7 protein-coding genes are annotated in these 13,562 nt (G+C 46.2%); all 7 read right to left on the bottom strand.

Features of this window, described 5'->3' with window-relative positions:
- Positions 1-396: 396 nt before the first annotated feature.
- Positions 397-1,524, bottom strand: coding sequence for a glycoside hydrolase family 88/105 protein (locus tag ESB13_RS02900; protein ID WP_129001531.1), 1,128 nt, complete (start codon positions 1,522-1,524; stop codon positions 397-399).
- 36 nt (positions 1,525-1,560) lie between these two features.
- Positions 1,561-2,328: a rhamnogalacturonan acetylesterase gene (locus ESB13_RS02895; RefSeq protein WP_129001530.1), complete on the bottom strand. Its 768-nt coding sequence runs from the start codon at positions 2,326-2,328 to the stop codon at positions 1,561-1,563.
- 14 nt (positions 2,329-2,342) lie between these two features.
- Positions 2,343-5,207 (bottom strand): glycoside hydrolase family 2 TIM barrel-domain containing protein, encoded by a 2,865-nt coding sequence (locus tag ESB13_RS02890; RefSeq protein WP_129001529.1) that lies wholly within the window; start codon positions 5,205-5,207, stop codon positions 2,343-2,345.
- 64 nt (positions 5,208-5,271) lie between these two features.
- Positions 5,272-8,043, bottom strand: a complete 2,772-nt coding sequence (locus ESB13_RS02885) for a glycosyl hydrolase (RefSeq protein WP_220399537.1) — start codon at positions 8,041-8,043, stop codon at positions 5,272-5,274.
- A 53-nt stretch (positions 8,044-8,096) separates the two neighbouring features.
- On the bottom strand, positions 8,097-9,452 hold the full coding sequence (locus tag ESB13_RS02880; protein ID WP_246022417.1) for a rhamnogalacturonan acetylesterase: 1,356 nt from the start codon (positions 9,450-9,452) through the stop codon (positions 8,097-8,099).
- Positions 9,453-9,619: 167 nt separating this feature from the next.
- Positions 9,620-11,539, bottom strand: coding sequence for a rhamnogalacturonan lyase (locus tag ESB13_RS02875; RefSeq protein ID WP_129001527.1), 1,920 nt, complete (start codon positions 11,537-11,539; stop codon positions 9,620-9,622).
- A gap of 45 nt (positions 11,540-11,584) precedes the next feature.
- The gene (locus tag ESB13_RS02870; RefSeq protein ID WP_129001526.1) at positions 11,585-13,552 is read right to left on the bottom strand and encodes a RagB/SusD family nutrient uptake outer membrane protein; all 1,968 of its coding nucleotides are present in this window, start codon (positions 13,550-13,552) and stop codon (positions 11,585-11,587) included.
- Between the last annotated feature and the right edge of the window lie 10 nt (positions 13,553-13,562).

Raw genomic sequence — 13,562 nt, 5'->3', positions numbered from 1 at the left:
TATCTTTCCCAAAAACACAAACAGCTGTCATTCAAACACATTTGCTCCAAACACAATACAACCCCATTAAACAGGTATTTTTCTCTATGTAAAAATAAAACGTATAGTTCCCATCCAATCCCGAAAATCCAGCCCTTTTATCTAAAAACCGGGCATTCATTGTCATATTTCTCATACTTCAAAATGGCGCAAACCATCCGGACCATCAAAACAGGAGAAAAAAGAACATCATGGAATCAACGCACATAGTTGCAGGAAAAGCAAGCCAGAAAAACCCACTCACAACCAGCGACCCGCAACTTCAATACAAACAAAAAAAAGGCGCCTCATGAATAACATGAAACGCCTCTTTCTCAATACAATAGCAGATGATGTAAAGCTATCCGTTTAAGTATCCTATCTAAGCTTCCATACCTCCGATCCGGCAAGCAGGAAACAACCAAGACCAAAATCTTCAAAGTCAGGGATCTTATCATATCCCACAGGCTGGCCGTCTTTAGGCTCTTTACCTGTCGACTGCACATAACCCAGCTTACCATCGGCATGTACACTTTCTTTCACCATTACATTCCACGCTTTGAGAACTACAGGAAGATAAATTTTCTTGTCAAGTATCCCTTTGTTGATACCCCAGGCCATACCATATACAAAAAGCGCAGTACCCGATGTTTCTTTACCGCCATAATTATTGGCGTCATGCAGGCTCGCATTCCAATAACCGTCAGCACGCTGAATGGGAAGCAACGCAGCACACATATCCTTAAAATCCTCCAGATATTCTCCGTAATGGGAATCCGACTTGGGAAGTTGCTCTAGTGTACGCGCCAGTGCGGCTACTACCCAGCCATTGCCACGGCTCCAGTAGCAGTCTTCCCCATTGGGCTCCTTGTAAGGAGGTACAAAATCCTTGTCACGCCACCAGAGATGGTCAGCTGCATTATAAAGCCCTTTACCACCATGCTGATGCTTCGTAAAAGCATACATCTCATACATCTTATGGAAATAAGAGGTATCATTATAAACAACCCCCAGTTTCGTAAATACAGGCATCGCCATCTGAAGAGCATCAATCCACCACCAGTCGTCGTTCTTATCGCTCTTCACCATAGCATCCATGGAAGCTTTGATGTTTTTAATATACGCTTCATTCTTATCGATAGCATACAAATCAAGATAGGTTTGCCCACAACAATGATTATCTGCATTGCGGGTCGCTATACCGCCAGGCATATCCCAGTCATGTTTTTGCCCCCATTGAACCGCATAATCATAATAAGCGGTTTGCTTATCAATAGCGTAAAGCGCCATCAGCCCCTCATAATAAACAGCCCTTGTCCAAATATGACTGGGACGCTCTTTATTGGTCACAATGCTTTTACCGGCATCAGGCCATTTATCCATGAAATACTGATTAGTCTTACGCATAACAGTCAGCACCTCGTCCCTGGCAGGCAGTTTCCTGCTTGTGCTGCATCCTGATGCCAGCACCGCACCAGCCAAAGCAACGGCAATAAATCTTTTCATCGGAAAACATTTTCGTTATAAAATAGGCTCTTTCAATTAGCGGATCAGGTACGCATTTAAACCAAGTAACGGCTGCTGCTTAATACCCTCCACAACCTTGGCAGCATTCAATGAAGCGCCTTCCTTATTGGTATGTGTATGATCTGCCGGGAAAAATGCATGCACCGCAGCAGTATCCATCTTTTCATATTGTACAGCTACCAGCTCATTCAGCTGAATATAGAAAGCACCCGTTTGCCGCGCTGTTGCTTCAGCCCAGTCAGCATACTCCGACCTGGTCACTTTACCATCTTTGAAATTATTGCGTGGTATAGGCGAACAAATAACAACAGTGGCTCCTTTGGCTTGGGCTTCCGTTGTAAACTTGCGGATATACCACCCATAACTATGCACGATCTCTTTTTGCTTGCGGATAGGATTGTAGATCTCTACGCTGTCATTCTCTACGCCTTTTAACGTTCCACGCGCCCTGGCCGTGTCGTCTAACGGACTGGCATCATTATGCCCGAACTGCATGATCAGGAAATCACCCTTTTGTAAAGTACCAACAACACGATCCCACCTGCCCTCAGTTAAAAATGTACGCGAACTTCTGCCGCCAATAGCCTGGTTGGAGATCGATATCTTTCCCGTATCAAACCAATTACCTATGATACTGCCCCACCCCCATTGACTATTACTGCCTGTACCATCGCCGTTCCTCACGGTAGAATCTCCAATAATATAAAGCGTAGGCTTATGCCACGAAAAACTGACCAACGACAGCGACAACGCTGCGATCAGCAAATATTTTATCTTATTCATATAATCATTTTAGATTAAAAAACATTATCCACGTCAGGCCTGCTGTACTGCTCTTTCGCTTCTGTAGTTTTGGGAAGCCCGAAATAGAACAACAACGTACGCTTAACAGGCTTATCCAGTTTAGCAGGCTCGCTTTGCGGCCCCAGAGCTGCCGTATTATAGTTGATGTTCAACGCCAGCTTTGTCCCTATCGGCGGAATACAATCCAGGAAAGAAATATTACCACCAGGTAATTCAGGATGTGGCTTAACACCACTGGAAAGTGCATAAAAATCAAATAACCGTACAAACAAACCCGTATCGCGGCTGGCTACATAAAATTTACCTTCCACTGTATTAAACTCCATCCAGGTAACATCACCATAATAACCTTTGAATTCAGGATACACCATAGGCCAATAGCCTGTTTGCGTGTTGTTATAAAGTTTCTCCCAAACGTTTACCGGGGTACCTGCCATCCTGTTCTTCCATTGCCTGTAAGGACCTTTACCAAGCCATTTCACTCCAAGTATAAAGTTTTCAGGATAATTGAAATTAACACCCGCAAAAGGATACGATCCATCCAGCGTATACTCATACTCAAGACTAAGCCATCCATCCTCCTGCATTGTCCAGCGTGTATATTTCAGGTTGCCTTCGTAAGTAAATTCAACAACACTGTTATTGCCATCCTTATACAGGCGGGAGGATACTACAACAGCATTACCCTGCGCCAGCACCGGCCCGTTTCTGAAAGAAAGATTATCCATCGCAGCATTACGCGTACCAGTGAGCAAACCGGTTTTCTTACTCAGCCATACCGTGTTTTCCCCACCCTTCAGCACGTACACGCTATCGAGCGCTTCACCCGAACTACTGCCCGACGAAGCATTGAACATGCCTGTCAGCAGCTTCGCATTATCAGCGATCTTCCAGGTCCATTTATAGATCTCCTTGCCAAACGGATCGGTTGCCGTTAGCATTAACGCATCATATTTCAAAAAGCCGGCAGGTAGCCCCAGATGCAGCGTACCACTGTTTCCTGGCGCAATGGCAGGAGCAGCTGCCTTCCCTTTCTCCATCACGGTGAAACCTGCGAGATTGCTGTAGGCTTGCCTGTAATTAACCAATGCCCACTTAAAAGTACACTGGTTCAAATTGGTGAAATGATAACGGTTCTCCAATACAATACTACCGTTGAAGTCTTTAGGCAGCTGGCCCATCCTGATCTTTACAGGAGAATAGATCTCACGTAAAGCATAAAAACTGCCCTCCTTTTCCCTGTGAGGTCCCAAAATGCCATCATTAGCATTCAGCCCGTTGGCATCTATAACATTGCCCATATCGGTGCGCACAACGCCCTCATCTACCATCGCCCATATAAAACCACCGGCGCTTTTCTTTGCCCCCCAATGCAGCTCCCAGAAATCCTCCATGGCTGCACCTGCCCCACCGTCATCCTGCGCATGCAGGAACTCGGTAGGCATATATATCAGTGAATCTTCAAGGATCTTCTTCGTGCTGTAATAATCTTCATAGTGATTACAGTCAATACCATTAAAATCATTACCCGGCCTGTGATGCGGATGGATCACAGGTCTTTTCGAAAGATCCCATTTCGGAAATTCAGGATCTAGTTCTTTATTGGTGCCGCCTTCATTGCCATTATCCCAGAATATGATAGAAGGATGGTTTACATCTCTTACCACCAGCTCTCTTACCAGCAGACGGCCTGCTTTTGTACTATAAGCCTTTTGCCAGCCCGCAAGTTCATTCAACACATAAATACCCAGCGAATCACAGAACTCGAGAAAACGCTTGTCAGGCGGATAATGAGAGCAACGTACCGCATTCATGTTCATCTCTTTCAGCAACAAAGCATCCTGTAACTGTATCTTCTCATTAAGTGTACGTGCCGATTCAGGCCACCAGCAATGCCGGTTGGTACCCTTGAACTTAACCTTAACGCCATTGATATACACGCCGTCGCCATGTCTTATTTCAATAGTGCGGAAACCGAATTTTTCAGTGGCTTTGTATAAAGTTTGTGTGCCATCCTTCAGAGAAACGACTGCCGAATAAAGTGCAGGGGTCTCCGCTGTCCACGTTTTGACGCCCGCTAGTGTTGTATTGATGGTAACAACTGAATCTCCCGCATTCACTACTTGCTGGTTGCTGCTTACAACAGCCCCCTTGCTGTCAACGATCTCTGTTAGAAGATTCAGCTTCTTGTTGGCATTCTTTATAAAGGCCTGCATCGCAAAACTGCCGTTTGCTTTTGCATCTATAGCTACATGATCTATATGCTGCCTGGGAACAGCTTCTAAATATACCGGCCGGAAAATGCCGCCAAATACCCAGTAGTCCGCTAACCTTTCCGCATTGTTTACCGAAGGCTCACTGCTCATCTTGCTTACCGTAACCTCCAGCAGGTTTGCCTTTCCCGTTAACAGCTTGTCAGTAATATTATATTTGAAACGGTAGAACGCGCCCTGGTGAACAGCACCCGCCGAACGGCCGTTGATCTTCACTTCAGTATCGGTCATACTGCCTTCAAAAACAATAAATACCTCCTTGTCCTTCCAGCTGGAAGGCACCGCGAAATGATGTTTATATAACCCCTTTTCATCATTGAAACGGGAATTCTTGCCATTGGTTTTATAATCACGGCCATAATTATACGAACCAAAGCCTTGCTGCTCCCAGCAGGACGGCACCTCAATCTTTGTCCAGTAACCGCTCTGGCGGCCACCGGTACAAAAGAAGTCCCACGAAACTGTTTCCTGGTAACCGGTGCCGGAAAGATATTGCACCTGCTTTACCTGGGCCTGCAATCCCAACAGGCCGCCGGCATAGGCTATCAGGCACAGGAATGATCTGAATATAATTTTACCATTCATAGAACATCATTTTAAAATAACCTGGATCCCGGCGCTGTGTTTGTGCCACCGGCTGTTATCCGCATTAGTGTGCAGTCATCTCTTTTATCAAAACAGGTCCCAGCAGCCCGGAAGGTTGTGGAGCCCAGGATGCCGCATTAAAGTCTTTATAGTTAATATTCACAAAATTGATCTCGTGATAATTACGCCAGGGGATCTTATTCCTGTCCATATACCTGATACGATTGGCCATCAGGTTCACCACCTCTATTTTAATTTCATTCGAACCGTCCTTTAAAAGATCTCCTATTCTCCTTTCAAATGGAATGCTCCATATAAAACCAGCATCTTTCCCATTCACCCACACCCTTGCCGATTCACATAACCTGCCCAGTTGTAACAGGTAATCACAACCAGCTTTTTTACTGAGTTGCACATGGGTGGTATATACTGCTGTCCCTGAAAAATTCACCAGGGTACTATCCCCCCACTCCGTCCAGCTGCTTAATTTCTCTATCGTTACAGGCTTCGGCAGTACAGGACCTCCAGCCGTAAAACGAACCTCCCAGCTTCCGGATAAAGCAATATCTTTCCCGTTGGCAGTTACATATTTCCATGCAGCCTGTTTATCATTTTCTTTTGTTGTAAGCAGTATCACAGATTCACCGCTTTTCAGCTGCAGCTTAACCAGGGTCTTCGTTCCACTCCGCTCCACACGCGCACTGCCTTCCCTCCCCGATTGAGGATCTAACAGCAATACCTTATCGGCAGACACATTGATCGGTAATACAGTATCGATATCACGTGCCGTATGATTCACGATATAGTAATAATAATTATTACCATCCTTTCTTCTTATAAAACCCAATTTCATTTTAGCCAGTGGCTCTCCTTCCAAACCCAGTGTGGGCAACGGCTTCAATATATCACGCGAAAGAAAAAGAGAACCCATACCAACATGCACAGCACTACCCTCCGCAGGAAAATGCGCTTTTAAAGCATTAAAAGCCTGCCGTCTCAACGCCAGCTGATGCACCCCCGGCACATCTGCCGGCACATCCGCAATTACAACTCTAAGACCTTGCTTCGCCAGCTTCATGATGGCCTTCAGCGTTTCTAAAGGCATTTTACCGCAGGCAGGCACAAGAAGCACCTTATAAACAGCACCCGTATCAGTCACCTGGAGCTGCCCCGATTTTATCTTCGCCTGCTGTAACATCCGGTCCGAAACAAAATCAAAGGAATAGCCTTCTTTTTGCAAACGCTGTACATCCTTATAAAATGGAGAAGGATGCAGCCAGTCATCAACATCATGAACCTTTAACGCCTTATCCAGCCCTTTCGGATCATGCCATACATCATATACAGGCCAGTAAATAGCCAGTTCATTATCCGGTACGCCTTTCTGAAGTACACTCTGGCACCGGGTAATATATTCCGACATGCCCTTTAAATGAGGCCAGAGGCTATTCGCAGGAACGAAATTCACAGAGGCATAAAAGATCCAGCCCGGCCATGCGGCATCCGCAGGAGAATAAGTTGTACCATGAAAGAATACATGATTGATCCCAGCCAGGAACAACTGTTCCGCCTCAGGTTTACACTGGCTCCACGATGTCTTGAAATGTTCGGTAAGCCAGGTAAAAGTTTCACTCGAAGCAAAACGATGCCCCATCGCATGCGCAGCAGAAGAAGCAAACTTCAGCATCGCAGGATCAGGGTCTACATTCCGCACATCAGCACTATCCCTCCTCAGTCCCTTTATCGGGAAATAACTGGAACCGAAAGTTTCTGTTTCAGCAATATCAACCGCAGCATAAAGATCAAGCAGGTTACCGGGTGATCCGTGCGATTGGTTGATCGACTGCATATTTAATCCATGCGCCCATTGCGCAAACGGTCGCGCAAAGTTTTCAAGCATTAATGCCGCTATCGTTTCTCTGTAGTCGCTCTTTATTCTTGCAACAGAATCGGAAATTATATTGCCCGTAAGCTCCCTCAAATAAGGCTGAAGCTTATACCCCCTTCTCTTTTCAAATTCAGTAAAAAGATCCGGAGTCCAGTTGGCGCCATAAACTTCATAACTATCGTTATAAAAAGATCTTAGCCCATGCGACCTGTCACCATATGCCTTCCCGGTAATGGTAAGATACTCCTTAAGTGCAGCAGAAGAAAAATGATCCAGCGTATACCCCTCTCCACCCGGAGCAGCACGTTTTACCTTCTGCCTTGTTTTCGCATTAAACGCCGCCAGCAACTGCCAGTTGCCTTCTTCGGCCACCCAGCTAAGGGTACCATCAGGTTGCACTTTTCCAGTCAGGTCCTTCACTGCACCATCCGCACCATATGCCATTAAAGCCATCAATCCCACACCATCAGCAGAAAGCACACCATCTCCCTTTTTCGTGGAATCTGTGAACACAACCTTTTGCAGCAGTTGTTCTCCCTTATTTAATGAATACTTCTGAATATGAATTCTTGTCGCGGCATTTTTTTCGGAAACCTGCGGACCACCTATAGGCCATCCGGTACCTAAAGCAATATCTACTCCCATATGATGCTTGCCCGCCGCTTCAACAGCATTATCCACCCTGTTCACCCATTGAGGCGACAAATACTTAAGATACCTGCTCTCATACCCTTTCGCACCGTAAATAGGCACTATTTCAACGCCGCCCAGCCCCGCATCACTGTATTGCCCGATGGTTGCGTTAATATTAACACTATCAACGGCACTGCCCATCCACCACCACCTTGTCCACGGACGCGCAGTATTCGAAACTGCAGGCCAGTGCGACTGCGCAGTAACTGTAAACTGAAATGCACTCAAAGCCAGTACTGTAATTATTTTTTTCATCGGCATTCTATTCGATCATTATTACCAGTGTATTATCAGCAACAGGTTACAGGCTAGTTCCCGTCAGGCTTCACCACTCCGGAAAAAGCACTTGCAGGCAAATCAAAAGCTTCATAAGCATCAGGACGGGCAGGATCAAATTCCGGTATACCACTTTTAAGCAGCACTGCCAGTTCCGGTATCTTCCTGATACCAAGCACCACGCATTTTGCGAGTTCATAAGCGCCATAAGTGCTGAAATGGGTATTGTCTTTCAGCTCCTGTTTCTGACCGGGAAATGTGTTAGCCGGAAAATGCACAAAGGCTTTTATAGAACGCTCCGGCCCCCACGCCTCGTAAAGTGTTTTACTCATGGCATTCAGATCAATCAGTGGCACACCTTCTTCTTTTGCAGCCGAACGCATGGCATCTGGATATTCCAGTAATGTATTTACAACACGACCCGAAGAATCAAAATTTCGCCGGTGCATGGAAGTAACAAGTACAGGCTTCAATCCCCTCCCCCTGGCTTGCGCAATCCAGCTTTTCAACGTGTCTTTATAAGAAGTAAAAGGATCAAGATGATTGCCACCCGGCTTCTGATCATTATGCGTGAACTCAATAAAAAGATAGTCGCCGGGCTTTGCCATAGACCATATCTTTTCCAGCCTTTTCTCACGCTGAAAAGCTTTCAGCGTTTCTCCCGATTCAGCATAATTAGCGATCGCTGCCAGCTCAGGACGGAAAAAGGCAGGAGCCATCTGTCCCCACGCCGCCCAGGGCTCTTCAGGCTGATCTACCACCGTCGAGTTCCCTGCCAGGAAAATAGTGGTAGCCTTCGTATTCGGAATTATTTCTATAGCACAAAGACTAGCAGCCTTATTACCAAATTCCAGCGTTAGTTTATCATCCCAATGCAGGTATTGAATTTCGCGCGGCTTTAGCCGAACTACTCTGCCATCCGGCCGGATCACGCTGTCTTTCACATGCACCGTTATAACCTGGGTAACGAATTTACCTTTCTCTGCAACGATCTTCTCAGCCATCAGCCGCCTGCACTCAGCTTTAACCGTCGCAATGGTAGGCTTTTGCTTATCACCGAACAATAACTTTATATCGTAATTCCCCTCCGGCAGCTTTACTGAGAAATAAAAAGGCTGGTCACTGGTAACAAATCCATCCCTCATGGGATCATTGCCCCCGTTATAACCATAACGCACACTGCTGCCAAATTCAAAACCATATCTCAATGTATCATTATAGCGGTCATTCTCTTTTACATGTATATATCCCGGGGCGGCTTCCCCTTTGCCGAAATCGAATTTCAGACCCGGCTGCGCAGCAACCGCTGCCGAAACACACAAAACAGGCATCAGCAAACAACGGCGGGCCAGGCCCGTTAAATAAGAAGTATCAATCGTTAGTATCATATCCAGGCTAAATAAGGTGATCAATATAAATAACTTTCAGGGTTTCATGTACATGTTTTTTAGCATGTATTTTTTCCTGTGTTTATACTCCCCCCGAAAACATGGCAAACAAACACAACAGCACTTAAAACATACGTAAAAACGCTTCAGCCTTTCGAACGAACATTTCATTTTTGAACGCCCGCATAGGTAATATTCGGTACCGGGATAGGCCCCATATCCATACCCAGGTAAAATCCGGGATGCGGGGGCTGATTGTAAGCAGCGTTCTGCCACGCAATGGCAACCCGGTATTGCGGATCATGCATAAGTGTGTATATACGATGCTGCGTAGGTATAGTAGTAGTATAGATACGGAGATGCTGGTTATCCGATGTTCTGAATATCACTTCCTCTCTCCAGTCGCCTAATATATCGGCGCTGAGTGCGGGCGTTTTCTTCGTCCAGTTATTCGATGCCGTACCCGTTGTTTCCAGTAAAGGTACCTGCCTGCTGTTTTCATAATCCCACTTGTAAACAGTAGTGCCGTCCAGCAATTCCCGCAACAGATCGCCATCCCACCAGATAGCAAAATTCATGGAAGGTTTGGCAGCACCTATCTCAACACCCTTGGCAGTATAAAGATTACCCACCGCTGCCCACATCTCATATCCTTTATAACGCGGATCGATATCGGCAGCCAAAGCCCTTCCCACATCTATTTTAGGCTCAGGCATCGTGAAAATACGATTGCCGGTTCTGGCGTCAACCAGTGCGGCACCTACTCCACCATTCCCCCTGGGCCCTTCATAACTCTGCCATATCTCCAATCCCGGACGTTCAGGATCCATATCACTCATATGTAACGCATCACCATGTCCCATTTCATTCGTCCATAATCCTTTGCCATTATCATCAATGGCACTCGACCCGTTTATTACTTCCTGTCTACCATCTCCATCAACATCACCAACGGTCATCTGGTGGTTACCATCGCCCCGGTAGGCATCATTACCTGTACTGTCACTGTCAAAGATCCAGCGAAGCCTAAGCTTCCCTTCCCGCCAGTCCCAGGCAGCTCTCACAAGCCTGGTGTAATATCCCCTTCCCATAATAAGGCTGGGCCTGGCGCCATCAAGATAAGCCACTGCTGCTATAAACCTGTCCACGCGGTTTCCATAGGCATCTCCCCAGGCATCCGCACTGCCTCTGGCAGGCAGATAAGGAACAGTTGCCATTGCAACGCCCGTAAGCCCATTGAATACCGTCAGGAATTCAGGGCCAGAAATAATATAACCACTCTTGTTCCTGTAATCGGCACCGGCATCTCCAATAACTTTTCCCGCACCATCAACAGTTCCGTCTGCCGTTTTGCAGGCCAGTTCAGCCTTTCCATCGCCGTCAAGATCATACACCATGAACTGCGTATAATGCGCACCCGCCCTGATATTCGGCCCCAGGTTAATACGCCACAGCCTGGTTCCGTTAAACTTATACGCATCAAGGTAAACAGCACCCGTATACCCCCTTTGCGAATTGTCTTTTGCATTCGTAGGATCCCACTTGAGAATGATCTCATACTCCCCGTCGCCATCCAGGTCGCCTACACTGCAGTCATTGGCAGTATAGGTATAGGTAACCCCGTCAGGCGTTACCCCACCCGCTGGTTTGTCCAGGGGTATATCCAGGTAGTTTTGAGGCCACACGGACACGGGCTTTTCTTCTCCATGCTCGTGTCCGTTTATAATGGGCCTCAATGAATAATTGCCGTTTAAGGATGTAGGATCTATATAATTTGTAGCGCCTGTTACAGGCGCATTGTTGATCTTAACGCCATCGCGATAAATATTAAAAGCCATGCCTGCCACATCATTACCGAACAGCCGCCAGCTAAGATAAACACTGTCAGGCCCGGTACGTACCGCAACAAGCCCCCTGTTAAGCCGCTCCATTTGTATAGGTGTACCCGCAGCTTTTTTGTCAAACTGCATCGTTACCGCTTTTTCAGGAGCCACCGTTTTTAATATGGCAGCTTGCTGCTGCGCACGCAGGTCGCAGGATAGAATAGCCAGTAGTAGCTGAATTCCCAACAGGCATTTCTTTTTCATATCGCAATTTTTGCCTCAAGATAATACACACAAAACCGAAAACAATTACCAGCCTGGATTCTGCATCGCAGCTTTTTCTGCAGCCGTCAGCGGTTTGCCGTTTTTCTTGATAATATCCAGGAATGCCTGAGGAATAGGCCGCAGATAATGCTGCCCTTCCTGGGGCCTGGCCTCGTCATTGAACAAATTGCAACGTTTTACAAGCGTTTTAGTTCTTGCAAGGTCTTCCCAGCGCATCAACTCACCCATCAGCTCACGGGATCGTTCGTTCAAAATAAATGCAACAAACTTATCTTTCTCACTGGCTGTCCCCATTTTAGTATAAAACTCACGAGGCGACTCAAAAATATCTGTTACGGCATTCAGATGCATATTGCTCAGCGTACTGGCCGTTGTTTCTGTAATATTATTCGATTCGTAATAGCTGTTCTTTTCAGAATAGGAAACATACGTGGCAGTATTGGCAGCAGTATTGGTTTTATAGGCAACACCACCATCTACATAAGCAGAACGGTCCTCTCCCGATTTATAAGCAGCGCGGTCACGTACCGCATTGATATAAGGAAGCGCATCTGCATATTGCCCTTTACGGCCATATGCTTCCGCTACAATAAGATAGGTTTCAGCCAACCGTGCCAATATACCATCCCGCCTGCCAAATTGCGAAGCAACCACATCCCTTGAACCATCGGCAAACTTGGAAAGTCCTACAAAACGCGAAGTAGTATAGTTCCCATGCGTACCAATGAGATTCTGTTGCTCTCCCTGGAAATAACGCACAAACATATGAGGCGCACGGAAAGTTATATTCGAGGAAGTATAACGGGCGTCACCCGCATCATTTACAATGTAACGGATCGACTCCTGCCCACCGGTAAAACGTACCTTATCGATCAAAGAGCTGCTTGGCGCATTATCCTTCGTCCATTTAGGAGCACCGGAAGGATTGTTACAGAGATAAGTTGTTTTAAAGCTTTTCCAGAACCTGGAATCATTTACCCTGTCGTAAATATCAATGGAATAATCTGTGGTGCGTAAACGCTGAAACTCTCTGCCGCCGGCAAGGTCTCTCACCATACCTGCAAGGTTCTGGTAAATAGACAGATAGAAAAGATGTGTTTGATTACCATACCTGCCCTGGGTAGCCGTATTATTGGAGAACTGAGCAGAAAGAATAATTTCCGGCAACGCCTCATTGGCCGCATCAGGGCCGGTGTAGTTCCACAGATCCTTATAATTCGCTGCCAAAGAGTGCACACCACTGTTGATCACAGCATTACCATATAAAATCGCACTGTCAAGATCAGCTTCGCGTGTATCACCATTCCAGCCGTTATACAATTCACTGGCACGGAACAAATGTGCTTTCGCCAGGAAATGCGCAGCCGCCCATTTGGTTAAACGTCCCCTTTGCGATACACTACCAGGCAATAGCTTATACGCTTCACGAAAATCATTGAAGATCTGCGCATAAACCTCTTTTTCTGTATTCCTGCTGAATTCATACTCAACAGATTCAGAAGGCTGCAATTTTAAAGGCACACCACCATACTGTTTCACCAGTTTGAAATAGTTGAAGGCACGCATAAAATAGCCTTCTCCCAGCCTTGTATTCTTGTTCGTTTCATCCTTGTAATATACCGGCACGTTCCTGATAACAATATTCGCGGAGTTGATAGCGCCATACATATTGTCCCAAACCGTAGCCACATCCCCCGTCAGCGAATTCAGATTCGCATCATATGAATTCCACATCTGCATGGTCCTGTCGCCACCAACAGCAAATTCATCAGTACCATAGTTAGTAGTAGAATACGCCCACTCATAATTAAAATGAAAGCGTAAAGATTGATACATGCCCGTTACCAGCCCGTCAAGTCCGTCTTGTGTCTCAAAATCCTGGGTACTTCTTGCAGTGATGAGCTCTTCATCAAGAAACTTTTTACTGCAGGAAGGCATAGAAAGCAATGCTCCGAAAGCAGCAATATAAATAAGTTTATTAAACCTTTTCATACGTAAAATT

The sequence above is a fragment of the Filimonas effusa genome, from assembly GCF_004118675.1.
Lineage (GTDB): Bacteria > Bacteroidota > Bacteroidia > Chitinophagales > Chitinophagaceae > Filimonas > Filimonas effusa.
This window is presented reverse-complemented; position numbering and strand designations above follow the sequence as displayed.